At 71.1% G+C, this 24,868-nt stretch carries 21 protein-coding genes; 10 read left to right on the top strand and 11 right to left on the bottom strand.

Annotated features, from left to right (window positions below):
- Positions 1-90 precede the first annotated feature (90 nt).
- A complete protein-coding gene (locus BM393_RS16025) occupies positions 91-786 on the top strand; it encodes a helix-turn-helix transcriptional regulator (protein WP_091728253.1) in 696 nt (231 codons plus the stop codon).
- On the top strand, positions 783-1,343 hold the full coding sequence (locus BM393_RS16020; protein ID WP_091728250.1) for a DUF6036 family nucleotidyltransferase: 561 nt from the start codon (positions 783-785) through the stop codon (positions 1,341-1,343). The genes BM393_RS16025 and BM393_RS16020 overlap by 4 nt, the downstream gene beginning before the upstream one ends.
- Before the next feature lie 14 nt (positions 1,344-1,357).
- On the opposite strand, the gene BM393_RS16015 is transcribed toward BM393_RS16020, so the two are convergent.
- Positions 1,358-2,863: a M28 family peptidase gene (locus tag BM393_RS16015; RefSeq protein WP_091728248.1), complete on the bottom strand. Its 1,506-nt coding sequence runs from the start codon at positions 2,861-2,863 to the stop codon at positions 1,358-1,360.
- A gap of 65 nt (positions 2,864-2,928) precedes the next feature.
- The gene (locus BM393_RS16010) at positions 2,929-3,600 is read right to left on the bottom strand and encodes a dienelactone hydrolase family protein (protein ID WP_091731663.1); all 672 of its coding nucleotides are present in this window, start codon (positions 3,598-3,600) and stop codon (positions 2,929-2,931) included.
- A gap of 104 nt (positions 3,601-3,704) precedes the next feature.
- On the opposite strand from BM393_RS16010, the gene BM393_RS16005 reads away from it, so the two are divergent.
- On the top strand, positions 3,705-4,655 hold the full coding sequence (locus BM393_RS16005) for a DUF2157 domain-containing protein (protein WP_175538363.1): 951 nt from the start codon (positions 3,705-3,707) through the stop codon (positions 4,653-4,655).
- Complete coding sequence (locus tag BM393_RS16000) at positions 4,652-6,301, top strand: GDYXXLXY domain-containing protein (RefSeq protein ID WP_091728242.1); 1,650 nt, start codon at positions 4,652-4,654, stop codon at positions 6,299-6,301. Before BM393_RS16005 ends, BM393_RS16000 begins: the two co-directional genes overlap by 4 nt.
- A gap of 92 nt (positions 6,302-6,393) precedes the next feature.
- On the opposite strand, the gene BM393_RS15995 is transcribed toward BM393_RS16000, so the two are convergent.
- A complete protein-coding gene (locus tag BM393_RS15995; RefSeq protein ID WP_091728239.1) occupies positions 6,394-6,663 on the bottom strand; it encodes a hypothetical protein in 270 nt (89 codons plus the stop codon).
- An 11-nt stretch (positions 6,664-6,674) separates the two neighbouring features.
- Here BM393_RS15995 and BM393_RS15990 point away from each other — a divergent pair, with 11 nt between their 5' ends.
- On the top strand, positions 6,675-6,956 hold the full coding sequence (locus BM393_RS15990) for a DUF427 domain-containing protein (RefSeq protein ID WP_091728236.1): 282 nt from the start codon (positions 6,675-6,677) through the stop codon (positions 6,954-6,956).
- A gap of 57 nt (positions 6,957-7,013) precedes the next feature.
- On the opposite strand, the gene BM393_RS15985 is transcribed toward BM393_RS15990, so the two are convergent.
- From BM393_RS15985 to apaG, 3 genes are all read right to left on the bottom strand, one after another.
- A complete protein-coding gene (locus BM393_RS15985; RefSeq protein ID WP_254783473.1) occupies positions 7,014-8,303 on the bottom strand; it encodes a murein transglycosylase A in 1,290 nt (429 codons plus the stop codon).
- A gap of 127 nt (positions 8,304-8,430) precedes the next feature.
- Entirely contained in the window at positions 8,431-10,455 is a 2,025-nt protein-coding gene (locus BM393_RS15980) for a site-specific recombinase (protein ID WP_091728225.1), read from the bottom strand.
- Complete coding sequence (gene apaG, locus BM393_RS15975) at positions 10,455-10,829, bottom strand: Co2+/Mg2+ efflux protein ApaG (protein ID WP_091728220.1); 375 nt, start codon at positions 10,827-10,829, stop codon at positions 10,455-10,457. Before apaG ends, BM393_RS15980 begins: the two co-directional genes overlap by 1 nt.
- Positions 10,830-11,125: 296 nt before the next feature.
- Here apaG and BM393_RS15970 point away from each other — a divergent pair, with 296 nt between their 5' ends.
- The 4 genes from BM393_RS15970 (at position 11,126) to BM393_RS15955 (ending at position 13,820) form a co-directional block, all read left to right on the top strand.
- Positions 11,126-11,848, top strand: coding sequence for an ABC transporter substrate-binding protein (locus tag BM393_RS15970; protein WP_175538361.1), 723 nt, complete (start codon positions 11,126-11,128; stop codon positions 11,846-11,848).
- Positions 11,849-11,924: 76 nt separating this feature from the next.
- Positions 11,925-12,611 (top strand): ribulose-phosphate 3-epimerase, encoded by a 687-nt coding sequence (gene rpe / locus BM393_RS15965; protein ID WP_091728212.1) that lies wholly within the window; start codon positions 11,925-11,927, stop codon positions 12,609-12,611.
- A gap of 22 nt (positions 12,612-12,633) precedes the next feature.
- Positions 12,634-13,113 (top strand): low molecular weight protein-tyrosine-phosphatase, encoded by a 480-nt coding sequence (locus BM393_RS15960; RefSeq protein ID WP_217648453.1) that lies wholly within the window; start codon positions 12,634-12,636, stop codon positions 13,111-13,113.
- A gap of 98 nt (positions 13,114-13,211) precedes the next feature.
- Positions 13,212-13,820: a DNA-3-methyladenine glycosylase I gene (locus tag BM393_RS15955; RefSeq protein ID WP_091728209.1), complete on the top strand. Its 609-nt coding sequence runs from the start codon at positions 13,212-13,214 to the stop codon at positions 13,818-13,820.
- Between the two features lie 90 nt (positions 13,821-13,910).
- Here BM393_RS15955 and BM393_RS15950 read toward each other — a convergent pair whose 3' ends face one another.
- The 5 genes from BM393_RS15950 to BM393_RS15930 all read right to left on the bottom strand — a co-directional run bounded on the left by BM393_RS15950 (position 13,911) and on the right by BM393_RS15930 (position 22,365).
- Positions 13,911-17,072 carry an efflux RND transporter permease subunit gene (locus BM393_RS15950; RefSeq protein WP_091728206.1) on the bottom strand — a complete coding sequence of 1,054 codons (3,162 nt, stop codon included), beginning with the start codon at positions 17,070-17,072 and terminating at the stop codon, positions 13,911-13,913.
- Between the two features lie 47 nt (positions 17,073-17,119).
- Positions 17,120-18,427: an efflux RND transporter periplasmic adaptor subunit gene (locus BM393_RS15945; RefSeq protein ID WP_141225353.1), complete on the bottom strand. Its 1,308-nt coding sequence runs from the start codon at positions 18,425-18,427 to the stop codon at positions 17,120-17,122.
- 157 nt (positions 18,428-18,584) lie between these two features.
- Positions 18,585-19,517 carry a pseudouridine-5'-phosphate glycosidase gene (locus BM393_RS15940; protein ID WP_091728199.1) on the bottom strand — a complete coding sequence of 311 codons (933 nt, stop codon included), beginning with the start codon at positions 19,515-19,517 and terminating at the stop codon, positions 18,585-18,587.
- A gap of 30 nt (positions 19,518-19,547) precedes the next feature.
- The gene (locus tag BM393_RS15935; protein ID WP_091728196.1) at positions 19,548-20,633 is read right to left on the bottom strand and encodes a carbohydrate kinase; all 1,086 of its coding nucleotides are present in this window, start codon (positions 20,631-20,633) and stop codon (positions 19,548-19,550) included.
- A gap of 211 nt (positions 20,634-20,844) precedes the next feature.
- A complete protein-coding gene (locus BM393_RS15930; RefSeq protein WP_091728193.1) occupies positions 20,845-22,365 on the bottom strand; it encodes an aldehyde dehydrogenase family protein in 1,521 nt (506 codons plus the stop codon).
- A 292-nt stretch (positions 22,366-22,657) separates the two neighbouring features.
- Between BM393_RS15930 and BM393_RS15925 the strand changes: the two genes are divergently transcribed.
- Positions 22,658-24,769 carry a sigma-54-dependent Fis family transcriptional regulator gene (locus BM393_RS15925; RefSeq protein ID WP_091728190.1) on the top strand — a complete coding sequence of 704 codons (2,112 nt, stop codon included), beginning with the start codon at positions 22,658-22,660 and terminating at the stop codon, positions 24,767-24,769.
- Positions 24,770-24,868: the final 99 nt, after the last annotated feature.

Here is a 24,868-nt window from a genome sequence, read left to right as displayed (position 1 = left end):
GGGCACGGGGCCCGGTAGTCAAAAACCGAAAAGGCGCCGTTGGTCAACAAAATGACCAAAACGAAGCTTTTTGATTAATATGCTGACCACATGAGCAGCGCCTCCGTCATTTCCGTGCTGGATCGCCAGCTGCTGTTGCAGCTTGGTGAGCGACTGCGCCGTCTGCGCAAGTCGCAGGGACTGGGCACAGTGGACATGGCTGCGAAAGTCGGCATCACTCGAAACACGCTGAGGGCGGTGGAGTCGGGCGATCCTGCGCCTTCCATCGGGAGCTACCTGCGCGTGATGTCCGTCTTGGGCGTGAGCGCTGAACTTGCCTTGCTGGCTGGCGACTCGTTGCAGCCGCCGCCGGCGGATTCGGCTGCTGCGAGATCGCGGCGCGACGCGCCGGTGGTGCGCGTGCTGGTATCGGCCCGGGAGACGCAACATCGACTTCAGGATCTGCAGAGCCTCGCCTTGCATGAAGAGGCGGTGCGGCGAGTCAAGGCCGATCCGTCGCTCGTGCATCGCGCCGAGGCCACCGTCGAGCGCTGGCTGGCGGCGGGGGATGCCAGATCGGCGCCGCTGTGGCGGGAATGGCAGGACATCCTGCGCGCCGGGAGCTGGCGCAAAGTGCTTGGCGTGTCGCGCCGGGCGCAGCAGTTGCGGCAGGCATCGCCGCTGGTCACGGTCCTCCCGGATGAGGTGCGACAACACATCTTGAGGCAGGTGAATCAACTGAAGACAGGCGTCATGCTTGGCCCGGATTCCGGCACTCCGCCGGACGGGCCAGGACAGACATCTTGAAGCGTCAGGAACTCGAGCACATCATCCGCGCCAGCGGCGACATCACGGACCAATACGAATTCGTGATCCTGGGCAGTCAGGCCATCCTCGGCACCGAGGCCCACCCCGATGCCGTCTTCACCGTCTCCATGGAGGCGGACATCTATCCATTGCGCGCGCCGCAATTGGCTGATCGGATCGATGGCGCGATCGGTGAAGGCTCCCGCTTCCACGATACCTACGGCTACTACGCCCAGGGCGTCGGGCCGGAAACGGCAGTGCTTCCTGATGATTGGATGACGCGTGTGCGCCGCGTGCAGAACGGCAATACCAACGATCGGGTCGGCTACTGTCTGGGTGTCGTGGACCTGTTCCTTGCCAAGGCGGTCGCGGGGCGCGACAAGGACCGGGAGTTCTGCATGGCGCTGCTGGCACAGGGTTACGTCCTGCCGGAAGACGCGTTGCGATTGACGGAGCGCATGGACCTGGATGCCCAGGCAGAACGACGGCTCCGCGCCACGATCCGTCGATGGGCGGAGGCGGCTTGTCCCACCCGGCCCGCCGGACCGGAGGGCTGACGTGAAACGACGCCTCAGCGCGCCAGCGGCAGCGGATAACTCGCCAGGCTCGCGTGGCCGGATCGGGATACCGCCTGCACGCCGAAGATCAGGTTGTCCTTGGACAGCGGCAGCGTGACCGTCGTGACCTTGCCGACGTCCTTGGCGCCCTCCCAGGCCTGCGACTCGCTGCGGCGCCAGACGACGCGGTAACCCGCCAGCTCCGGATCGGTGCTGGCGGTCCACAGCAGCGTCGTGTCGTTGGTCAGCTCGCGCGCGTCGATGCGCGCGCTCTTGACCGGCGCGGGCGCCCAGGCCAGGGTCGCCAGGCCGGCGAGGTTGATCCGCGCCACATCGGCCACGTAGGCGAAGTCGACGAATTCCGGCAGGTCGCCGTAGACCACCCCCTGCTCGGTACGCAGGTTCTGGTGCTGGTGGCGGAAATCCTCGAAGGGCTCGGAGAAACGCACCGCCGCGTAGCCGCGCTCCAGGAAGGGCAGGTGGTCGCCGCCGCGCAGGTAGCGGTCCCGGCGCTGGATCAGGTCGATGCGGAAGCCGGGCAGGTAGCGCTCGCCCTCGGCCTTGAGGTGGCGGCCGAACTGCTGCGTCGGCAGGTCCTCGCCGCCGCCGGCCATCGCCAGCGGCTGCAGCTGCTCGCGAATCGCCGCGTTGGTCTTGACCTCGTCCTCGTTGGCGGGGCTGTTGGCGTTCGCGTTCACCAGCAGGCGCAGCAAGGGATCGAAACCATCCGCGAACAGGCGCAGCCGCTTGGGATCGTGCTCGCCCTTGTCGCCGCGGGAGCTGCCGATGATGTCGTTGGTGATCATGCCCTCGACGTTCAGGCCCTGCGCCCGGGCCCGCCGCGCCCAATGCCGCGCGCCGAGCAGGCCCTGCTCCTCGCCGGGCACCGCCATGAACACGAGCGTCGCGTCGAAACGCTGCTTCGCCGCGGCGCAGGCCATCTCCATGACGGCCGCGGTGCCGGAGGCGTCGTCGTTGGCGCCCGGCGCCTCGCCCTGCGCATCCATGACGTCGCTGTTGCGCGAGTCGTAATGGCCGCTGACGACCAGCACCCGCTCGCGCGGCGTGCCGGCCGACGCGCCGGGCAGCGTGGCCACGACGTTCACCAGCTCGGTGGGCGCCGACAGCCGATTGCCGGCCGGCTCGATGAAGGCGTCCATCGTGACTTGCAGCCGCCCGCCGGTCTTCTCGCCGCAGTCCTTGAGCTGGCGCTCAATCCAGCGTCGCGCGGCGCCGATGCCGCGCGTGTCGCTGGTCGTGTCCGACGCCGTGTGGCGCGTGCCGAAGGCGGCGAGCTTGCGGATCGTCTGCTCGATGCGCTCGGCGGAGATGTCCGCGAGCATCGGCGCCACGCGCGGATCGGGCGGCGGCGGGGCGGTCTCCGAGACGGCGCGCGCCGTGGCCGTCGCCGGTCCGGACGCCGGCGTGGTCTGCGCGGCGGCGGACGCGGCGATCAGGGCACCGGCGGCGGCGAGGGAGACCGGGCGAACCAGACGAACCAGAAGAAGAGGACGGCGCATGGGCGATGGCGTGAGGTGAGGGGACCGGCGGGCGCCAGGGCGGAGGCCCGGCGGACGGCGTCGGGTCAGGCGAGGTGTCGCTTCAGGAAGTCCAGCGTGCGCGACCAGGCCAGTTCGGCCGCCGCCTCGTCGTAGACCTCGGGGCGCGTCTTGTTGAAGAACGCGTGGTCGGCGACGTAGCGGTGGATGACAGGCTGCCGGCCGGCGGCCTGCATGCGCGCCTCGAGCGCATCGACCTTCTCCGGCGTGCACCAGTCGTCGCGCGTCGCGAAGTGGCCGAGGAAGGGTGCCTCGATCTGCGCCGGATCGGCGAACTCGGTGGGCGGGATGCCGTAGAAGCAGACCGCCGCCTGCAGGTCCTTGACGTGCACGCCGGCCGCGATCGTCAGCGCGCCGCCCATGCAGAAGCCCATCACGCCGACCTCGCCGCAGCCCAGGTGTTCGCGCAGGTGGTCCAGCGCGCCCTGCAGGTCCTGCGTCGTGGCGTCGGCGAAGTCCAGGCCGTTCATCATGTGGCTGGCCTCGTCGGCATCCGCGGCCAGGCGGCCGCGGTAGAGGTCGGGCGCGAGCGTCGTGATGCCGGCGGAGGCCAGGCGCTCGGCGATGTCCTTGATGTGGGGCTTGAGCCCCCACCACTCCTGGATGAGGATCATGCCCGGCGCGCCGTCGCCGGCGCTGGCCAGGTAGCCGGCGGTGCGTCCGCCGTCGGGGCGGTCGAATTCGATCATCTGTCCCATGTGGAACTCCCAGTGCAAGAACGGAGGATGGAAGGAAGAATCGACTCCCTCGAAGAACACCACGAGCGATCCCTGCGGGCGGTCGCATCCTGAGGGAGGACCCTGTGAGTCTGCACGAGCAGTTGTACCAATGGACGGCCCGCCAGGGCCTGGATGCGAGCAGCGCACGCCGCTTGCGGGCGCTCAGCGGCCTCGATGATCCGCCACGCGACCTGTGGACGCCGCTGCGCCTGGGCGCGGGCGCGCTGGCGGCGGGGTTGATCGGCTTCGGGCTGATCCTGTGGGTGGCGGCGAACTGGGACGACTTCGGCCGCGCGATGCGTTTCGGGCTGCTCGAGGCGGTGACGGCGGTCAGCCTGGTCGCGGCGGCGCTGCTGGCGGCCTGGCGGGCGCCGCTGGCGCTGGTGGCCTTCCTGACGCTGGGCGGCCTGCTGGCCTACTTCGGCCAGACCTACCAGACCGGCGCGGACACCTACCAGCTGTTCGCGCTGTGGGCCGCGTTCGGACTGCCGATCGCGTGGGCGGCGCGCTCGGACCTGGTGTGGACGCCCTGGGCGCTGGTCGTCGCCACGGGGATCGGGCTCTGGATGGAAACCTTCGGCGGGCACGGCTGGCGTTTCGACGGCTCGACGGTGCCGGTGCATGCGCTGGGCTTCGTCGCCTACGGCGCGCTGTGCGCGGGGCTGGCGCTGCGGCCGTCGGCGGCGTCCCAGCCCTGGGCCTGGCGGCTGGCGGTGCTGGCCTCGGTGATCGCGGTCTCGGCGACCGCGCTGGGCGGGCTCTTCGCGCGGCATGTCGCGCCGCAGTATTTCCTCGGCCTGGGTGTGATGGGCATCGGGCTGGTGCTGGCCTGGCGCCGCGCCGAGGTCTATGCGCTCAGCGCGCTGGCGCTCGCGGTGGACACGCTGCTGGTGGCAGGGCTGACCCGCTTGGTCTACGACGCCAAGGGCGACCTGGGCGGCCTGTTCCTGATCGGCCTGGTCGCCTGCGGCCTGCTGGCGGTCAGCGTGAGCCTGATCATGCGGCGCGTGCGCGCCGTGGAGGTCCGGGCATGAGCGACCAGGACTGGATCGAACGCGCACGGGCCGAAGGCCTGGCGCCCGCCGCCGAGGCGCAGACGCCGCGGCCCTGGCCGGTCGTGCTGCTGACCGCGCTGGGCGCCTGGCTGGCGGTGCCGCCGTTCCTGCTGCTGTTCGCGACGCTGTTCGGCGGCGACTGGGACCAGGGGCCGATGCCGTATGTCGAGGGCATCGCGCTGGTCGCGCTGGCGGTGGTGCTGCTGCGCAAGCCCTCGACGCCGCTGTTCCTGGAGCAGGCCGCGGTGCCACTCCTGCCCACCGGCCTGGCCTGCCTGGGCTACGGGCTCGTGCGCGACCTGTCCCGGGCCGATGCCGCCTGGGTCGGGCTGCTCATCGGCGCCGGGCTGATCGCGCTGCTGAAGCAGGGATGGCTGCGGTCGCTGCTGGGCATCGGCATGGCGATGCTGGCGGGCTTCCTGGGGCATCTGGCGCTGGAGGGCGTCGCGCCGCGTGACTGGTATGAGCGCGGGGGCGGGCTGTCGCTCGCCGCGGCCGCGCTGCTGCTGGCCGAGGGGCTGCTGCTGATGCTGCTGCAGCGGCGTTTGGGCCGGGAGGCGCGCACGGCGGGCGCGGCGGCGGCGCTCGAGCCGGCGCTGGGCGGCTGGTGGGTCAGCGTGCTGGCGATCCATGCGGTCGCGGCCGGCTGGTCCTTCGTCGCGGCCGGGCCGATGGGGGGCGGCGTGCTCATGCAGGGGATGGCGGAGGTGCTGACGCCGTCGCACCGGGTGCTGATCGGAGCGAGCCGGGCGCTGGCGGTGCTGCTGACGCTCGCGGGCGCGTTCTGGCTGCTGCGCCGCTGGCGTCCGGCCGGCGCGATCCGCCTGCTGCCGCCGCTGGTCGTGCTGGCGGCGCTGGCCGCGCTGATGCCGGCGCTGGGCGGCATCCTGCTGCTGCTGGCGCTGATGGTCTCGACCCGTCGCTGGCGCCTGGCCATGCTCGCTGGCGTGGCGGCGGTGTGGGCGCTGGGCGCGCTGTATTACGAATGGCGCCTGCCGTTGGCGCACAAGGCGCTGGCGCTGGTGGTGGCCGGCGTGGCGCTGGCCGCCTGGGCGCGCTGGCTGGCCTGGCATCCGACCGCGGGAGGTTCGACGACCGGGGCGTCGCGCGCCGTGCTGGCGATGCGCGGCGCGCCGGCGGTCCTGGTCGGTGCGGGCGTGCTGGTGCTCGTGGTGGTGAATCTCTCGATCGCGAGTCGCGAGCGGCTGATCACCGAGGGCCGGCCGGTGTTCGTGAAGCTGGCGCCGGTGGATCCGCGTTCGCTGATGCAGGGCGATTTCATGCGGCTCAGCTACGAGCTGCCGGGTGTCGACTGGCGCAGCCGCCTCGACCGCGAGGTGCCGCTGCTCTGGGGCGAGCGGCCGCGGATCGCGGTGATGCTCGATGCGCGCGGGATCGCGCACTCGCCGCGCCTGCTCGCGCCGGGCGAGGCGCCACCCGCCGGCAGTCAGTTGCTCGAGCTGACGCCCAAGGGCGGCGGCTGGACCTTCGTGTCCGACGCCTGGTTCTTCCGCGAGGGCGAGGCCCGGCGCTGGGAGCCCGCCCGGTATGGCGAGTTCCGCGTGACGCCCGAAGGCAAGGGCTTGCTGGTGGGGGTGGTCGGCGAGGACTTGAAGCCGTTGTGACGCCCGCCGATCGGTGCTGCATCGACTCGAGTCGCGCTAATCGCCTCATTTTTGAGGCGATTAACCCGAAGAATCGCCTCACCGCCCGCCGCTCACTCCCCTCGCAGGCCTTCCGGCTCGCCGCCATCGATCATCAGGTCGATGAGTTCGCGCAGGAAAGCGAGGGCCTCCTCGGCGGTGGCAAAGTAGTACTCGCCGCCCAGGTCGGCGGCGTCGCCGTCGGGGCCGACGTGGACGACGGACCATCCCTCCGCGCCGCCGCCGATCGCGCAGATCCCGAAGCTGCCCGGCGCGAGGTCGCGCACGGAGCCGGCGGTCACGAAGATGTCCTTGCCCCGATGGGCGAAATAGCGTTTGAACACGAGGAGTTGGAATGAAGGCAATCTGGAACGGCGAAGTCATCGCCGAGAGCGACGACACCGTGGTGGTCGAGGGGAACCATTACTTCCCCGCGTCCGCGCTGAAGCGCGAGTTCACCACCTTCAGCAACCACCGCACGACCTGTCCCTGGAAAGGGCAGGCGCACTACTTTAGCCTGCTGGTTCACGGCGACATGAACCCCGATGCCGTTTGGTATTACCCGGAACCGTCCGAGGCGGCGGCCGAGATCAAGGACCGCGTCGCGTTCTGGAAGGGCGTCCAGGTCACCGAGTGATCCCGCCCGCGGCGCCCGGCTGACCGAGCGCCCCGCACCGCCGACGAGCCGCGCGGCTCAGCGGTCGATCACGGTGCCCGCAGTCCCGGCCGCCCCGGCGCCGGCCATCGCGCCGGCCTCGCGGGGCCACAGCACCCACAGCCGCAGCGGCTGCTTCATCCGGCCCGCCTGGGCTTCGGCCAGCTCGCCCCAGCCCCAGAAGTAGTCGGCCCGCACGGCGCCGACGATGGCGGCGCCGGTGTCCTGCGCCATCACCAGCCGTCGCAGCGGCGTGGTCGACAGCGGCTCGGTCGTGTCCAGCCACACCGGCGTCCCGTACGGGATGCTGGCCTTGTCCACCGCGATCGAGCGCCCCGGCGTCAGCGGCACGCCCTGGCCGCCGCGCGGGCCCACGGCCAGGTCCGGCAGGGGCTCCTCGCGGAAGAAGACGTAGCGCGGATTCGCCCACATCGCTTCCTTGAGCCGCTGCGGATTGCGCCGACCCCAGTCCTTGATGCCCGGCCACGAGGCCTCGGTGGGCCGCAGCTCGCCTTGCGCGATCAGCCACTGGCCCATCGAGCGGTAGGGCTGCTCGTTGTGCCCGGCGAAGGACAGGCGCACCCAGCGGCTGCTGCCGTCGCGCTCGGTCACCCGCAGCCGTCCGCTGCCCTGGATCTGCATCACCAGCGCGTCCAGCGGGTCTTGCACCCAGGCCAGGCTCAAGCGCGCCAGCGCCGGGTTGTTCTCGATCTGCTGGCGCGTGTCGTAAGGCTTGCGCTGCGCCAGGTCCTGCGGCGGCGCCAGCAGCGGCACGCGGAACTCGCCCTGCGCCTGGCGGCGCGCGCCCAGTTCGGGCTCGTAGTAGCCGGTCACCAGGCCCTCGCGCTGGCCGTCGGGCGACTCGACGCGGTAAGGCTGCAGCATCCGCATCAGCCACGCCGTCGCCTCGCGGTCAGCGCCCGGGCGGAAGGCGCGTGCCTGCGCGCAGACCCCGGTCCAGCCCGGCATCGGCTTCTCGCAGCCGCGCAGCAAGGCCGGCCACCATTCCAGCGCGCGGTCCTGGCCCCAGCCGGGCAGTTCATGCCATTCGGCCGCCACCCAGCGGGCGCGCTCGCGCTGCAGGACGCGGCGCCCGGTGCTGTCGTCCTCGCCGTTGAGCAGCTTCTCGGGGTCGACGGGCGCGCGCGCCACCGGCGCCGGTGCGGGCCGGGTGGCGGCGGTGGGGGCGGGGGCGACGGTCGTCGCCTTCGGGGAAGCCCCCGGCTCGCGCACCGCGTGCTGCGGGCCGGCGCAGCCGGAGAGCACGCCTAGAATCGCCAGCGCCGCGCTCCAGCGGCGAGTTCTGCAACGGATCGGACCACGAATCATGGGCGTGATTTTGCTGGAGGCGCTCGGCGCGCTCGCGCTGCTCGTCTTCATCGTCTGGTGGACGATGTTCTCCGGACGCAAGGGCGGCGAGCGGCCCGACGACCGCGACGCCGCCTGAGCGCCGCGCTCAGCCTTTGGGCGGCACCAGGAAGCTCAGCGGCTGACGGCGCATGCGCGCCCAGATCGCCGCGCGCACCCGCTTCTGGTCGGCCAGCCGGATCCCGCGTGAGCGCAGCGCCACCTTGAACGCCAGGAAGAAGCTGACGCCCACGTTCAGCACGCCGGTGCCCAGGATGCTGATCACGCAGAGCCAGAACGGCCAGTGCCGCAGCACCTCCCACCCGAGCGCCCCGGCCGCCGCGGCCAGCTGGCCGGTTGACAGCGTCACGTGCCTGACCTCGATCGGCAGGCCGAAGAAACCCAGCAGCGCCGGCACCAGTCCCAGCATCAGGCCCAGGCTGATGTTGGCGGTCAGGCCCGAGATGTTCTCGCGCCACCAGCCCGACCAGCGCTTGGCGCGGGTCGCGCCCAGCGTCGCGACGATGCGCGGGTTCCAGGCGATCGCGCTGTCCAGGCGATGGAAGACGAACCAGTTCTCGACCCAGCCCGCGATCAGGCTGGACGCGAACAGCAGCACCCCGGTGAAGGCCGCGAAGAACAGCGACGGCCCCAGCACGGTGAGCGAATGCAGCACGTGCTCCGCCTCGTGCGCGCCGACCAGCGGCTTGCCCAGGCTCAGCCACGCCGCCAGCTGCACCACCAGCACCATCGGCGCCGCGAGCGCCAGGTTGCCGATGATGCCGGCGGTCTGGGAGCGGAAGAGATGCGCGACCTCGTCCACGAAGGCCGACAGGCCGGCGTCGCTGTCGATGTGGCGCAGCTTGTCGGCCAGGGCCGGCGCCGTCATCGCGGGCTGCTTGGTCGCGACCGTCCAGTGCAGCAGCAGGATGAGCACGAAGCTCACCGCGTAGTTCACCCCCGCCCAGAAGCCGCCCCAGAAGGCCGACAGCCCGATCGCGGCGATCGCGAACTTCATGAAGGTCGTGCCCGCGATCACCAGCCCGCCGCCGCCGGCGCGGCGCAGCATGTCGCCGTACTCCTCGCGGTTGCGGGTGATGTAGTGCTCGCCGGTCTCCGCGCTGCGCTCCGCGACCTTGCGCGCCAGCAGCGAGTAATGCCGCGCGAACAGGGTGCGGATGCTGCGGCGCTCATGCACGACCGCCACCAGGTCGGCCACCAGCCGCAGCAGCTCGCGCTGCGGATGCTCGGCCAGCAGCACCGCGAGCAGTTCCTCGACGCGGCGCAGCCGCGCCTGCATCTGCTCGACGCCGAACATCAGGTCCACCGACACGCCGTGCTCTTCCAGGTGGTCCGGCACCGAGCGCACCGCGGCCCGGCATTCGTCCAGCAGCCCGCGCAGGTACTGCAGCCGGGCCGGCAGCCCGGCGTGCCCCGGATCGACCAGCGCCTGCTCGACCTGCTCCCAGGCGGTGGCCAGGTTGCGGAACGGCCGGCTGGCCAGCCGCTGCGGGTCCATGCGCACGCGCAGCGCGCCGGACAGGCCGGCCGAGCGCACCGCGCTCACCAGCACCGTGATGGCGGCGCGCATCTCCTCGCGCCAGTCGCCCTCGGGCGCGCCGGCGAAGAGCAGGCCCAGGCGCTCCAGCAGCTCGTCGTCGACGGCGTTGATCCACTGCTCGTCCTGCTCATGCGGGAAGAGCAGCTCGAACAGCTCGGCCAGTTCGCGCGTGTCGGCGCTCAGCGGCAGCAGCCGGCGGCGCAGGCGACCGAGGAATTCATTCCACAGCGCCATGCGCGGCGCGAAGCCGACCTCGGCGAACAGGCCGATCGCGTCCACGTCGGCCCAGACGCTGGCGATCACCTCGGCGAAGGCTTTGGCATGGTCGGGATGGCGCTCCAGCATGCGGAGCAAATAGCGCAGGCGACGCACCGGCAGCGGCGCGGACGGCGCCGCCGGCGCGGCCGGGGCGGAGCCCTCGGCGGACGCGGTGGTCGCCCGGTCGTCCTTCAACGGCGCATGGCGCAGCCATTCGATCAACCGCACCAGCCAGAGGTTGCGCTCGGCCAGCGGTGCCTGCGGATGCGCCGCGTTGAGCAGCGCGGTGAGGTCCCAGCCCTGACGACGCAGCATCAATGCAGCGATCCGGAGTCGGCCAGCAGGAACTCGGGCACCTCCGCGTGGAAGACCTCGGCATGCTCGGTGACGCACAGGAAGCGGCCGCCCATCGTGCCATGGCGGGTCCCGATCTGGGCCCAGGAGCTGTACTGGAAGCGCTCGCCCGGTTGCAGCAGCGGCTGATGGCCCACGACCGCCAGCCCGTGGACTTCCTGCACCTTGCCGTTGGCGTCGACGATGGTCCAGTGGCGGCCGATCAGCTGCGCGGTGACGTCGCCGCGGTTCTCGATGGTGATCGTGTAGCTGAACGCGAACTCGTTGCGCTCGGGGAAGGTCTGGTCGGCGAGCGGCTCGACGGCCACGCTGCAGTGGAAATGCGGATGTGCCATCGGCGGATTCTAGAGGCCGCCTCCGCTTTGCTGGCTACCGCACACAGCAGTGGCAGTACCCGCTCGAACGGCTCCCCCCACGCGACCGGCGCGACCCGGCCATCTCCGTCATGGCAACCAGAGCAGGACCTCCCTCGGCCCCTTCCCGCCCCGACCGGCGCCATGCGCTGGCGCGCGGCTGTGCCCTCGCCGGTGCGGCCGCCGGGCTCGGCCTGGGAGGCTCGCCCGCCAGCGCCGCGCGTGATGCCGCGCGTGATTCCGCCCGTGATGCCGCCCGCGACACCCCCACTGGTGAGGTGTCCCTCCCGACCGCCGCCAGCGCCTCCGGGCCGCTGCGCTTGCGCAGCGCGGCGCAGGCGGGCGCGCCGGCCAAGTACGGCTCCGGCGATCCGCGCCGCCCGGGGCTGTGCGGCGAGATCGTCGCCGCCGTGATGCGCATCGATCCCGGCCTGCGCATCGAGGGCCTGGACCAGGCCGTCCCGCTGCGCCGGCTCGAGCTGATGCTCAGCGCCGGCGAGCTCGACGTGTTCTTCTGCCTGCTCAAGTCCGAGCACCGCCATCCGCTGATGCGCTACCTGCCGGTGCCGCTGTATCGGATCGCCCATGTGCTGGCGATGCGCTCCGACGACGAGCGCGTGCCGCGCAGCTGGGACGAGCTGCGCGCCTTCGCCCGCCGCCATCCGCTGCTGCTGGCGCAGGGCACCAAGCTGGCATCGACGCTGCAGGTGGCCGACGTCGCCTTCCAGGACACCGCGCGCAGCGACCGCGAGGCGCTGCAGATGCTGGTCAAGGGCCGGACCGCCGCAGTCTACGGCCAGGACGTCAACCTGCGCGAGGCCGCGCGTGGCGCGGGACTGGAGGGCCAGGTCCGCATCGGCCCGCAGGTCTTCGAGGAGGAGACCCAGTACGCCGTCGTCTCGCGGCGGCTGCCGGAGCCGGTCGTCGAGCGCCTGACCGAGCGGCTGCGCCAGCTCAGCGCTTCCGGCGAGATCGCACGCCTGGCGGAACGCTACCGCTGAGCCCGGGCGTCGTGGCGGCGGCCGCCTTCCTACAATCGTCGACTTTCCCCGTCCGCGGCTCCGCGCCCGCCCCGCCATGAACCCGCCCACCTATCGCATCGCCCCCAGCATCCTGTCCGCCGACTTCGCCAACCTGGGCGAGGAGGTCCGCAACGTGCTGGCCGCCGGCGCGGACTGGATCCACTTCGACGTGATGGACAACCATTACGTGCCCAACCTGACCTTCGGCCCGATGGTCTGCGAGGCGCTGAAGAAACACGCGGTCAAGCCCGACGGCACGCCGGCGCCCATCGACGTCCACTTGATGGTGCAGCCGGTGGATGCGCTGGCGCAGGCCTTCTGCCGCGCCGGCGCCAACCTGGTGAGCTTCCATCCCGAGGCCAGCCAGCACGTCGACCGCACCCTGCAGCTGATCAAGGCCGAGGGCGCGCAGGCCGGCCTCGTGTTCAATCCGGCCACGCCGCTGGACGTGCTGGAGTGGGTCATCGACAAGGTCGACCTGGTCCTGATCATGAGCGTCAACCCCGGCTTCGGCGGCCAGAGCTTCATCCCGGGCGCGCTCAAGAAGCTGCAGCAGGCCAAGGCGATGATCCTGGCCAGCGGCCGCGACATCCGCCTGGAGATCGACGGCGGCGTGAAGGTCGACAACATCCGCGAGATCGCCGATTCGGGCGCGGACACCTTCGTCGCCGGCTCGGCCATCTTCGGCAAGCCGGACTACAAGAGCGTCATCGACGCGATGCGCGCCGAGCTGGCGCGCTGATCGGCCAGGAAGCGCGGATCCGGTGACCCGACTGCTGCTTGTCTGCGCGGCCAACCTGTGCCGCTCGCCGATGGCCGAGGCCGTGCTGCGCCTGCGCGCCGGCGAACTGGGGCTGACCGAGGTGCGCTCGGCCGGCGTGTTCGCCTCCTCGAAGGCGCATCCCGTGGACAAGCGCGCGCTGGCGGTGCTGGAGCAGCGCGGCTACGGCATGGACCGGCGCTGGCGCTCGCGCAAGGTCAGGCCCGAGGACTTCGACACGCACGACCTCATCCTCGCCATGGACCGCCAGGTGCTGCGCGGCCTGCGGGCGATGAAGCCGGCGGTGTCGCCGGCGCGGCTGGGGCTGTTCCTGGCCGGCATGACCGGGTTGGGCCTGGACGAGGTGCCCGACCCCTACTACGGCGCGGGCAGCGGCTTCGTGCATGTGCTCGACCTGATCGAGGCCCGCGTCCACACCTGGCCACGCGACGCGGCGGTCTTCCACAAGTCCGTCACCGCCTGATCGCCGCCGCCTGATCGTCGTCGCCCCTGTCCTCCTGTCACGCGCCGACGCTCGTCGCGCCAGAATCGCGCGTCCATGAACTGCCGGGAGTGGCGACGATGAGCGAGCGATTGGCGCAGGGGCCGGATGGCCAGTGGCGCTGCAAGTGGTGCGAGGCGCCGGGCTTCGACGCCTACCGCGACTATCACGACACCGAGTGGGGCTACCCGGTCCACGAGGACCGCCGGCTCTTCGAGAAGCTCTGCCTGGAGGGCTTCCAGTCGGGCCTGTCATGGCGAACGATCCTGGCCAAGCGCGAGAACTTCCGCAAGGCTTTCAAGCAGTTCGAGATCGCCAAGGTCGCGAAGTTCAAGGAAGCCGATGTCGAGCGCCTGCTGGCGGATGAGGGCATCGTGCGCCATCGCGGCAAGATCGAGGCGGTGATCCACAACGCCTCGCGGGCGCTGGAGTTGCAGAAGGAAGCCGGCTCGCTGGCTGCGTTTTTCTGGCGCTTCGAGGACCCGGAGGAGGGCGGCGACGTGCGGCCGACCTCGGACACCTCGATCAAGCTCTCCAAGGAACTGAAGAAGCGCGGCTGGAAATTCGTGGGCCCCACGACGGTCTACGCATTCATGCAGGCGATGGGCCTGATCAACGACCACGCGCCGGGCTGCATCGGAAGGAGCGCCGCCACCGCTGCCCGCCACGAATTCCGACCGCCCCGGTGACTCTGGGCCGGCATGGGGCTTGGGGGTCCAGGAGGGAGCCCCCATGCCCCGTGGAGGCCGCGCTTGGCGATGGCAGTTGGGCGGCCTTCGTCAGTCCGCCTCCCCTGTCGCCGGCTGCTGCGCCGGATGCGCGGGATGGTCAGCATGGCCAGGGTGTTCAGTCAGCCGCGTGTGGGCCACCTCCCGCGTATCCGGCCCCTTCCCACTGAAGCGATCGAGCGCCAGATAGATCACCGGCGTGATGTAGAGCGTCACCGCCTGCGACAGGATCAGCCCGCCGACCACCGCCAGCCCCAGCGGCTGGCGCAGCTCCGCGCCGGCGCCCAGCCCCAGCGCGATCGGCAGCGCGCCCATCAGCGCCGCCATCGTCGTCATCATGATCGGACGGAAGCGCAGGATGCAGGCCTCGCGGATCGCCTCGGCCGGCGTCATGCCGCCATTGCGCTGCGCGTCCAGCGCGAAGTCGATCATCATGATCGCGTTCTTCTTCACGATGCCCACCAGCATCAGGATGCCGATGGTCGCGATGATGGTCAGCTCCATGCCTGCCAGCTGCAGCGTCAGCAGCGCGCCCACCGCCGCCGACGGCAGCCCCGCCAGGATGGTCAGCGGATGGATATAGCTCTCGTAAAGCACGCCCAGCAGCACGTAGATCACCGCCACCGCCAGCACGATCAGCAGCACCTGGCCGCCCTGCGAGTCCTTGAACACCGCCGCGTCGCCGCCGTAGCTGGTGATGATGGATGGCGGCAGGCCGATCTCCCGCGTGAACTGGTCGATTTTGGCGGTCGCGTTGCCCAGCGGCACGTCCGGCGCGAGGTTGAAGCTCAGCGTGATCGCCTGCAGCTGGCCCTGGTGGTTGACCGCGGTGGGGCCGAGCTCGCGCTTGACGCTGGCGAAGGCGGTCAGCGGCACCATCGTGCTGTTCCTGCCGCGCAGGTAGATCTTGTCGAAGGCGTCCTCGCTCAGCCGGTCGCTGTCGGTCGCCTCCATGATCACCTGGTAGGTGTTGCTCTCCGCGTAGATGCTCGAGACCTGGCGCTCGCCGAAGGCCGAGTACAGCGCATTGCGCAGGTCCTGCATCTGCACGCCCAGCAGTGTGGCGCGCTCGCGGTCGATCACCAGGTTGGCCTGCAGGCCGCGCAGCTGCGAGTCGCTGGTGACGTCGCGGAACACCGGGTCGTTGCGCAGCTTGTCCTGCAGCTTCACCGCCCAGCTGTTGAGCTCGCCGGTGCTGACCGACTGCAGCGTGTACTGGTAACGGCTCTTGGATTGCCGGCCGCCGAGCTGCAGGTTCTGCACCGGCCGCAGGTACACGGCGATGCCAGGCACGGCGCGCAGCTTCTTGCGCAGCTGCTCCAGCACCTGCGGCATCGCGGGGCGCTCCGAGCGCGGCTTCAGGTTGATGAAGAGCCGGCCGGTGTTGACGTTGCCGCCGCCCCCGCCGCCGCCCACCGCGGCGGATACCGACGACACCGACGGATCCTCCTGGACGACGGTGGCGACGCGCTCCTGCAGCACCGTCATCGCGGCGAAGGAGATGTCTTCCGACGCCTCGGTGCTGGCCTGGATCTGGCCGATGTCCTCTTCCGGGAAGAAGCCCTTGGGGATCGCGATCCACAGCCAGGCGCTGGCCACGAAGCTCGCGATCGCCACCGCGCCGATCACCCAGCGATGCCGCAGTGCCCAGTCCAGCGAGGCCGTGTAGCGGTCCAGCACCCAGGTGAAGCCGGCTTCGAACGTACGGCCCAGCGCGTTCTCACGGACCTCGTGGTGGCTGCTCAGGAAGCGGCTGCACAGCATCGGCGCCAGCGTCAGCGATACGCCGGCCGAGACCATGATGGCCAGCGACACCACCACCGCGAACTCGTGGAACAGCAGCCCGATCACGCCCGGCATGAAGAAGATCGGGATCAGCACCGCCACCAGCGAGATCGAGATCGACAGGATGGTGAACGCCATCTCGCGCGCGCCGCGGATGGCGGCGTCGAACGGGGCCATGCCGTCCTCGACGTGGCGCACGATGTTCTCGAGCATCACGATCGCGTCGTCGACCACCAGGCCCACGGCCAGCGTGATGCCCAGCAGCGAGATGTTGTCCAGGCTGTAGCCCAGCGCGAACAGCAGCGTCACCGCGCCGATCAGCGAGATCGGCAGCGACAGCGTCGGGATCAGCGTCGCGACCATGCGGCGCAGGAACAGGAAGATCACCATCACGACCAGCGCCACGGTGAGCGCGAGCGTGAAGTAGACGTCGTGCAGCGACTCGCGGATCGAGACCGAGCGGTCGTTGAGCGTGCTCATCTGCACCGAGGCCGGCAGCTGCGCGGCGAAGCGCGGCAGCATCGCCTTGACCGCGTCCACGACCTTCACCGTGTTGGCGTCGGGCTGGCGCTGCACGGCCAGCACGATGGAGCGCTCGCCATTGAAGTTGGAGAAGGACTTGACGGTCTCGTAGCTGTCCTGGACGTCGGCCACCTCGCGCAGGAACACCGGCGCGCCGTTGCGCGTGGCCACGACGATGCTGCCGAAGGCCGCGGCGTCGCGCAGCTGCTTGTTGGCCTGGATGGTCAGCGTCTGGCGCGTGCCGTCCAGCGTGCCGACCGGCGTGTTGGCGTTGGCGCCCTTGACCGCGGCCTGCAGCTCGTCCAGCGTGATGTTGCGCTGCTGCAGCAGCTCGTTGCGCGCCTTGATGCGCACCGCGAAGCGCTTCTGGCCGTAGATCGAGACCTGCGCCACGCCGTCGATGGTGGACAGGCTGGGGGTGATCAGGTTCTCGGCGTAGTCGTTGAGCTCCGACAGGTTGATCGACGGCGAGGTCAGCGCCACCAGCAGCACCGGCGCGTCGGCCGGGTTGACCTTGCGGTACGACGGCGGCGTCGTCATCTCGGTGGGCAGCGCGCGCAGCGAGCGGAACAGCGCCGCCTGCACGTCGACGGCGGCGGCGTCGATGTCGCGCGAGGGGTCGAACTCCAGCGTCAGCGAGCTGTTGCCCAGCGTGTTGGTGGAGGAGATCGTCGTGATGCCGGCGATCGTCGAGAACTGCTTCTCCAGCGGCAGCGCGACCGAGGAGGCCATGGTCTCGGGGCTGGCGCCGGGTAGCACCGCCTGGACGTTGATCACCGGCGTGTTGAAGCTGGGCAGCGCGGCGACCGGGATGCGGCTCCAGGCGGCGATGCCGGCGACGACCAGCGCGATGTTCAGCAGCACGGTCATGACCGGCCGCCGGATGAAGAGTTCGGTGAGATTCATGGCGTCGTTCGCGGCGGGGGCGGGGGCGTCGAATCGGAGCCGGGGGCTCAGGGCGCGGCGACGTCGGTGGCGGACGCGCCACCGCCCGCGGCGGCGGAGGCCGCGGCCAGGCGCACGGCCGCGGCCGGATCGACCGCGGCGGGCTGGGTGCGCAGCGGCGTGCCGGGGCGCAGGTTCTGCTTGCCGTCGAGCACGACCATCGCGCCGGCGTCCACGCCGTCCACCACCGCCATCTCGCCGAAGGTGTAGCGCAGCTTGACGGGCTTGAGCTGGGCGGTCTTGTCCGGGCCGACGACGTAGACCTGGCGGTCGCTGCCGCGCAGGATGATCGCGGCCTGCGGGATCACCACGACGCCGGGCAGGCTGCGCAGCGTCATGCGCACCCGCAGGTACTGGCCCGGCCAGAGCTTCTGTGCGCCGTTCTCGAACTCGGCCTTGAGCTTGATGGTGCCGGTGGTGGCGTCGACCAGGTTGTCGACGAAGCTGAGCCGGCCGCGCGCGACCGCGTCCACCGGCTTGCCGCCCCGGCTGTCCTTGCGGGCGGGGCCGCCCTCGATGGTCGGCAGCATGGCCTGCACCTCCAGCGCGGCGGCCTTGGCGCCCTCGGCCGGGCGCATCGCGTCGAGCACCGGCGCGAGTTCGGTCTCGGGCAGGTTGAAGCTGATGGCGATCGGGTCGATCTGCACGATGTTGACCAGCGGCGAGCCGGTCGCGCTGGCCTGCACCAGGCTGCCGGGCCAGGCGTTGACGGCGCCGGCGCGGCCGCCGAAGGGCGCGCGGATCTCGTTGTAGCTGAGCGCCACGGTGGCGGACTGGACGGCGGCCGCGTCGCCATCGACCAGGCTGCGGCCGGCCTCGAGGTTGGCCAGCGCCGTGTCGACCGCGCTTTGCGCGACGAACTTCTGGGCGAGCAGGTCCTTGGCGCGTTCGTACTGGCGCTGCAGGTCGGCGAGGCTGGCCTTGTCGCGGGCGAGCTGGGCGCGGGCCTTGTCGAGGTTGGCCCGGTCCGCGCGCTCATCGAAGCGGAACAGCGGCTGGCCCTTGGCGACGGTCTGCCCGTCGCGCACCAGGACGTCGCGGACGGTGGAGGTGGTCTGGGCGCGGATGTCGACCTGGTTGATCGGCGTGACGGTGCCGCTGGCCTCGACGGTGACCGGCACGTCGCGGCGCTGCGCCGTGACGACACCGACCAGCTGCGTGCCGCCCGCGCCCGAGGCCCCGCGCGCCGGCGCGGGGGCGCCGTCGGCGGTGACGGCCCCGGACCGGCCGTCGGCCGATCGGGCCTTCCACCACCAGCCGCCGCCGGCGACCAGCAACAGGACGATCAGGGACAGGGCGAGGGACTGGCGGCGCATGAACACGTTCTCCAACGACGGTCTTCTTCGAGGGGCGCGGAAGCTTAGGCCGCGGTCCTGCGATGAATGTTTCGTTCAGGTTAATCCTGCGTAGGACGGAGGAAAACCGTGCGATTGGAGCGTGTTCGGGCGGGGCGGGGGCCGGCGCCCGCGGGCGTCAGAGGCCCTTGAGCGCCTTCGCCAAGGCGGCGCCCACCTGGGCGTTGTGTTTGACCAGCGCGATGTTGGTCACCAGGCTCGCGCCGCCGCTGAGGTCCTTGATGCGGGCGAGCAGGTAGGGCGTGACCGCCTTGCCGCTGATGCCCTGGGCGCCGGCCTCGGCCAGCGCCTGCGCGATGAAGCCGTCGATCAGCGCCTTGGGCATCGCGTGCGCTTCCGGCACCGGGTTGCTGATGACCGCGCCGCCGCCCAGGCCCAGCGCCCATTTCGCGCGCAGGAACTTCGCCTGCTCCGCCGGCGCGTCGATGCGGAAGTCCGCCTTCAGTCCGCTGTCGCGCGTGTAGAACGCGGCGAAGTTCTCCTGACCCACCGACAGCACCGGCACGCCGTGCGTCTCCAGGTATTCCAGCGTCAGCGCCAGGTCCAGGATGCTCTTGGCGCCGGCGCACACCACGGCCACCGGCGTGCGCGCCAGTTCCTGCAGGTCGGCCGAGATGTCGAAGCTGGTCTCCGCGCCACGATGCACGCCGCCGATGCCGCCGGTGACGAAGACCTCGATGCCGGCCAGCCGGGCGCAGATCATCGTCGCGGCGACCGTCGTCGCGCCGATGCGGCCGGTGGCCAGCGCGTAGGGCAGGTCGCGGCGGCTGAGCTTCATCGCGTCGGGCGACTGGCCCAGCAGCTCGAGCTGCGCATCGTTCAGGCCGACGCGGATCTTGCCGTCCAGCACCGCGATCGTCGCCGGCACGGCGCCGTGCGCCCGGACGATGGCCTCGACCTCGCGGGCCGTCTGCACGTTCTGCGGATACGGCATGCCGTGGGAAATGATGGTGGACTCCAGCGCCACCAGCGGGCGGCCCTCGGCGCGCGCGGCGGCCACCTCGGGGGAGAAATCGATCAGGGTGGCGTCGAAGCGGTCTTGCGTGTTCATGCGGTCTCTCTCGAATTCATGGGGTCGGGGTCAGACAAGCAGCGCCGGGCTCAGCGCCTCGCTGACCGTCGCGTCGCTCTGCAGCGTCAGCGCGGCCAGTCGCAGGCCCAGCGCGCACGCGCCGCGCAGGTCGTCGGGATCGCGGTGCAGCGCCGCGGCGATGCCGGCGGTCATCGCGTCGCCGGCGCCGGTGACTTCGCGGATGGCCGCGGGATCCAGCGGTGGCGGGGCGAGCAGGGCGAGCTCATCCCCATCGGAATGGCGCACGCCCCGCGCGCCATCGCTGATCACCAGCCGCTGCAGGCCGGCCTCGCGCAGCGCATGCCAGGCGCCGCGGAGCGCGCCGTCGTCGGGCAGCGCGCGGCCGACCAGCGCCTGCAGTTCGCCGCGATTCAGCACCAGCAGCTCCACACCGCGCAGGTCGGGGCCCAGGCGCGCCATCTTCGGCTCCGACACGGCGACGAGCAGCAATCGCTGCTCGCGCAGGCGGGCCTCGGCGCGCAGCCCGTCGAGCGTCTCGCGCGGCAGGTTCAGATCGGCGACGAGCCAGCGCGCCGGCGCCCGCTGCGGCGCGGTCTGGCGCAGGAAGGCGGGGTCGAGCCGGTCGGTGAGTTCCATGTGCGCGAGCGCCAGCACCAGCTCGCCTTGCGGATCGAGCACGGCGGTGTAGCTGCCCGTGGCGGCGTCCACGGCCTGCAGCGAGCCGGCGCAATCGACGCCGAGCGCCTGCAGCTGCGCCAGCAAGGACTGCCCCGCGGCATCGCGGCCGACGGCGGTCAGCAGATGCACCGGCAGGCCCAGGCGCGCGAGGTTCTCGGCGATGTTGCGGGCGACGCCGCCGGCGGTTTCATGCTGGGTCGCGGGATTGGAGCTGCCCATCCGCAGCGGCCCGAGGCCACGCAGCTTGCGGTCGAGGTTGGTGCCGCCTATGCAGACGATGGGCTGGCGCTGCGGCAGCACATAGGCGCGACCGAGGATGCGGCCCTCCTTCGTCAGCTGCGCCAGATGGCCGGCCACGGCCGAGCGCGACAGGCCGAGCTGGTCGGCCAGTTCCTGCTGGCTGATGAAGGGGTTGGATTCGACCAGGGCGAGCAACTGGTCTTTGGATGAAGACATCGGCGCATTCTAGACAAATGTCTTTGTAAGAGACAAATGTCCAATCCGATCGTGCGGTCAAGGCGCTTCCACTCGTCCTGACCTTCCATGCTCAGCGCTGCTGCCCATCGAGCCGCCCCCTCAACCCCGCCCTCTCCCCCTGCGGGGGCGAGGGAGTAAGTAATAGGCCCTCTCCCGCTTGCGGGAGAGGGAGGGGTGAGGGCCAGCGGCCTCAGAAGAACCCGAGCTTCTGCTGCGAGTAGCTGACCAGCAGGTTCTTGGTCTGCTGGTAATGGTCCAGCATCATCTTGTGGGTTTCGCGGCCGATGCCCGATTCCTTGTAGCCGCCGAAGGTCGCATGCGCCGGATACGCGTGATAGCAGTTGGTCCACACGCGCCCGGCCTTGATGCCCTTGCCCATCCGGAAGGCGGTATTGATGTCGCGCGACCACACCCCCGCACCCAGCCCGTACGGCGTGTCGTTGGCGATGCGCAGCGCCTCCTCCTCGGTCTTGAAGGTGGTGACGGCCAGCACCGGGCCGAAGATCTCCTCGCGGAAGATCCGCATGTCGTTGGTGCCCTTGAACAGCGTCGGCTGGATGTAATACCCGCCCGCCAGGTCCCCGCCGAGCTGCGCGCGTCCGCCACCAATGAGGCACTGCGCGCCTTCCTGCTTGCCGATCTCCAGGTAGGACAGGATCTTGTCGAGCTGCATCGACGAGGCCTGCGCGCCCATCATCGTGTCGGTGTCGAGCGGATTGCCCTGCTTGATCGCCTTGACGCGGTCGATCGCGCGGGCGATGAAGCGGTCGTAGATCGATTCATGGATCAGCGCGCGCGACGGGCAGGTGCAGACCTCGCCCTGGTTGAACGCGAACAGCACCAGGCCTTCGATCGCCTTGTCGAAGAGGTCGTCGTCCTGGGCCGCGATGTCGGGGAAGAAGACGTTGGGGCTCTTGCCGCCGAGCTCGAGCGTCGCGGGGATCAGGTTGGTCGCGGCGGCCTGCGCGATGACGCGGCCGGTCGCCGTCGAGCCGGTGAACGCCACCTTGGCGATGCGCTTGCTCTGCGCCAGCGGCATGCCGGCTTCCTTGCCGTAGCCGTTGACGATGTTGAGCACGCCCGGCGGCAGCAGGTCGGCGATCAGCTCGGTCAGCACCAGGATGCTCACCGGCGTCGACTCCGCCGGCTTGAGCACCACGGCATTGCCCGCGCCCAGCGCCGGGGCCAGCTTCCACGCGGCCATCAGGATCGGGAAGTTCCACGGAATGATCTGGCCCACGACGCCCAGCGGCTCGTGGAAGTGGTACGCGACGGTGTTCGCATCGATCTCGCTGAGCGCGCCCTCCTGCGCCCGCAGGCAACCGGCGAAGTAGCGGAAGTGGTCGACCGCCAGCGGCAGGTCGGCATTGAGCGTCTCCCGCATCGGCTTGCCGTTGTCGATGGTCTCGGCGTAGGCCAGCCGCTCCAGGTTCTGCTCGATGCGGTCGGCGATGCGCAGCAGCACGTTGGCGCGCTCGGCCGCCGGGGTCGCGCCCCAGCGCTCGGCGGCGGCATGCGCCGCGTCCAGCGCCAGTTCGATGTCCGCGGCATTCGAGCGCGCCGCCTGCGTGTAGACCTGCCCGGTGATGGGCGTGATGACGTCGAAGTACTGGCCGTCCCGCGGCGCGGTCCATTGGCCACCGATGAAGTTGTCGTAGCGGGGCTTGAACTGCAGCGGGGCGCCGGCGGCGTTGGGCTTGGCGTAGATCATGGCTTGTCTCCGTGGTTGATGAGGCGTCGAACGCCCGCCCCCGCTTTGCATGGGCCGTGCCAGCGCCCGCTTCGCGCCGAAGACCCTGCTCGGCGGCGGAAAGCCGCTTCTCTTTTCGACAGGCTTTGGTCAGGATCGGTCCACAGACTGGTCCCGGCATCGCCGCGATGGCGCAGGTGTTCCGGAATGGCGCAACCCGGGTGCGGATTCCGGCTCAAACCCGCGATCGCGTCGATGGCGAGGACCGGGCGGACCGTCGAGGCCGAGGGCGCCGACGCAAGGAGACGACAGGATGGTGAAAACCCCGAGCGGCGCCGCGCTGGCGCCGAGGCTGCTGCGCGCCGCGCGGCGCGAGCTGCTGGACACCGGTCGGCTCAGCGTCGAGGCGCTGGACGAGGGCCTGAGCCGCAGCTGGCTGCGCAGCCGTGATTTCGGCCTGGACCCGGTCGGCCGTCCGCCGGGCGCGCCGCATGCGTCGGGCGCCCAGCTCAGGCGCGCGCTGGAGCGGCAGCACGAGCTGGTGGCCCATGCGCGGCCGGTGATGGAAGACCTCTTCGAGCAGACACGCGACAGCGACGGCCTGGTCATCCTGGCCGACGCGCAAGGCCTGCTGCTGGGCGCGCTGGGGGATGGCCGCTTCGTCGACCGGGCGCAGCGGGTGGCGCTGCGGCCCGGCGCGATCTGGGACGAGCGCTGGCGCGGCACGAACGCGATCGGCACGGCGCTGGCGGAGCAGCGGCCGGTGGCGGTGCTCGGCGGCGAGCACTTCCTTGAGCGCAATGCCTTCCTCAGCTGCACCGCGGCGCCGATCCGCGATCCGCAGGGGCGCGTGCTGGGCGTGCTGGACATCTCCGGCGAGCAGCGCGGCTTCCAGCGGCACACGCTGGCGCTGGTGCGCTCGGCGGCGCGGATGGTGGAACACCGGCTGTTCCAGACGCGGCATGCCGATGGGCTGCGCCTGCAGCTCCATCTGCAGCCGGAGGGTCTGGGCACGCCGACCGAAGGGCTGCTGGCGCTCAGCGACGACGGCTGGATCCTGGGCTGCAACGCGGCGGCGCAGGCATGGCTGGGCGCCGAGGCGGCGCGGCCGAGTCCGCTGGAGGCGCTGCTACCGCTGCGGTGGGCCGAGCTGATGGACTGGGCCCGGGAAGGTGGCGAGGGCGCACGGCTGCTGCGCCGCGAGGACGCGCCGCCGCTGTGGTTGCGGCTGGACGCGCCGCGTGGATGGCGGCGACCGGCGCCGGCGCCGCGAGGGCATGGGGCGACGGTGGTCGATGTGGAGGCCCAGGCCGAGGTGGCGATGACGCGCCCGGTGGCGCCCGATCTCGCACCTGCGGAGCAGGCGTCGCGCACGGCGATGCCCGCGTCGACGACGCCCGATGCGCTGCATCTGCTGGACCTTGGCGACGCGGCGATGCACCAGGCGGTGATGCGGGCGCGGCGGGTGCTGGACAAGCCGATCCCGCTGCTGCTGCAGGGCGAGTCCGGCGTGGGCAAGGACCTGTTCGCGCGCGCCGTCCATGACAGCGGCCCGCGACGTGGCCGCGCCTATGTCGCGGTGAACTGCGCGGCCCTGCCGGAGTCGCTGATCGAGGCGGAGCTCTTCGGCTACCGGCCCGGCGCCTTCACCGGGGCCTCGCGCGACGGCGCGCAGGGGCGGCTGAGGGAAGCGCATGGCGGCACCTTGTTCCTCGACGAGATCGGCGACATGCCGCTGCCCCTGCAGGCGCGGCTGCTGCGCGTGCTGCAGGACCGGCAGGTGCAGCCGCTGGGCGGCGGGCCGGCGGTGGCGGTGGACTTCCAGCTGATCGGCGCGAGCCACCGGCCGCTGCGGCAGCTGGTCGCGCAGAGCCTGTTCCGCGAGGACCTGTACTACCGGCTCAACGGGCTGACGCTCTGCCTGCCGCCGGTGCGAGAGCGCCAGGACCTGCCGATGCTGGTGGCGCGATTGCTGGCGGCGATCGAGCCGGCGCGGCGGGTGGAACTGGACCCGCCGCTGGCGCGCGAGCTGATGGCCTATCGCTGGCCGGGCAACGTCCGGCAGCTGGAGCAGGCCCTGCGCATCGCCTGCGCGCTGATGGAGCCCGGCGAGTCGGTCATCCGACGCGGGCACCTGCCGGATGACCTCGTCGAGGAGCTGGACCAGGGCGCACCGCTGCCGATTCCGGTGCTGCGGCCGGAGCGATCGTTGGCCGCCGAGGCCGAGGTGAGTCCCAAGCCCGCTTGGGCGGAAGAAGGTCGCCCGGCGCCCGCGGCGATGTTGCGCGAGCAATCGCGGGCCCACGCCCGCCGCGTGCTGGCGGACTGCGGCGGCAACCATTCGGAGGCCGCGCGGCGGCTGGGCATCGGGCGCAACACGCTGTACCGGCTGCTCAAGGGGCCGACGTCCGCGTCGGGCGAGTAGGCCGCGGGCAGTCGGCGGGCCGCCGGGTCTGTAGGGCGACGCCTGACAGGCTGATCAGCGGATCGCTGCCGCCGCCTTGCGCCGAACCCGGCTTCCGAG

The organism is Mitsuaria sp. PDC51 (genome assembly GCF_900113225.1).
Taxonomy (GTDB): domain Bacteria; phylum Pseudomonadota; class Gammaproteobacteria; order Burkholderiales; family Burkholderiaceae_C; genus Roseateles.
The sequence above is the reverse complement of the archived record's forward strand: the minus strand, read 5'-3'. Positions and strand labels throughout refer to the sequence as shown.

What these genes read in the sequence shown, in the direction of transcription:
- BM393_RS16025 (WP_091728253.1), top strand. Translation starts at nt 91, where the DNA reads ATGAGCAGCGCCTCCGTCATTTCCGTGCTGGATCGCCAGCTGCTGTTG.
- BM393_RS16015 (WP_091728248.1), bottom strand. Translation starts at nt 2,863, where the DNA reads ATGCGCCGTCCTCTTCTTCTGGTTCGTCTGGTTCGCCCGGTCTCCCTC.
- BM393_RS16010 (WP_091731663.1), bottom strand. Translation starts at nt 3,600, where the DNA reads ATGGGACAGATGATCGAATTCGACCGCCCCGACGGCGGACGCACCGCC.
- BM393_RS16000 (WP_091728242.1), top strand. Translation starts at nt 4,652, where the DNA reads ATGAGCGACCAGGACTGGATCGAACGCGCACGGGCCGAAGGCCTGGCG.
- BM393_RS15990 (WP_091728236.1), top strand. Translation starts at nt 6,675, where the DNA reads ATGAAGGCAATCTGGAACGGCGAAGTCATCGCCGAGAGCGACGACACC.
- BM393_RS15985 (WP_254783473.1), bottom strand. Translation starts at nt 8,303, where the DNA reads ATGATTCGTGGTCCGATCCGTTGCAGAACTCGCCGCTGGAGCGCGGCG.
- BM393_RS15980 (WP_091728225.1), bottom strand. Translation starts at nt 10,455, where the DNA reads ATGCTGCGTCGTCAGGGCTGGGACCTCACCGCGCTGCTCAACGCGGCG.
- apaG (WP_091728220.1), bottom strand. Translation starts at nt 10,829, where the DNA reads ATGGCACATCCGCATTTCCACTGCAGCGTGGCCGTCGAGCCGCTCGCC.
- rpe (WP_091728212.1), top strand. Translation starts at nt 11,925, where the DNA reads ATGAACCCGCCCACCTATCGCATCGCCCCCAGCATCCTGTCCGCCGAC.
- BM393_RS15955 (WP_091728209.1), top strand. Translation starts at nt 13,212, where the DNA reads ATGAGCGAGCGATTGGCGCAGGGGCCGGATGGCCAGTGGCGCTGCAAG.
- BM393_RS15950 (WP_091728206.1), bottom strand. Translation starts at nt 17,072, where the DNA reads ATGAATCTCACCGAACTCTTCATCCGGCGGCCGGTCATGACCGTGCTG.
- BM393_RS15945 (WP_141225353.1), bottom strand. Translation starts at nt 18,427, where the DNA reads ATGCGCCGCCAGTCCCTCGCCCTGTCCCTGATCGTCCTGTTGCTGGTC.
- BM393_RS15940 (WP_091728199.1), bottom strand. Translation starts at nt 19,517, where the DNA reads ATGAACACGCAAGACCGCTTCGACGCCACCCTGATCGATTTCTCCCCC.
- BM393_RS15935 (WP_091728196.1), bottom strand. Translation starts at nt 20,633, where the DNA reads ATGTCTTCATCCAAAGACCAGTTGCTCGCCCTGGTCGAATCCAACCCC.
- BM393_RS15930 (WP_091728193.1), bottom strand. Translation starts at nt 22,365, where the DNA reads ATGATCTACGCCAAGCCCAACGCCGCCGGCGCCCCGCTGCAGTTCAAG.
- BM393_RS15925 (WP_091728190.1), top strand. Translation starts at nt 22,658, where the DNA reads ATGGTGAAAACCCCGAGCGGCGCCGCGCTGGCGCCGAGGCTGCTGCGC.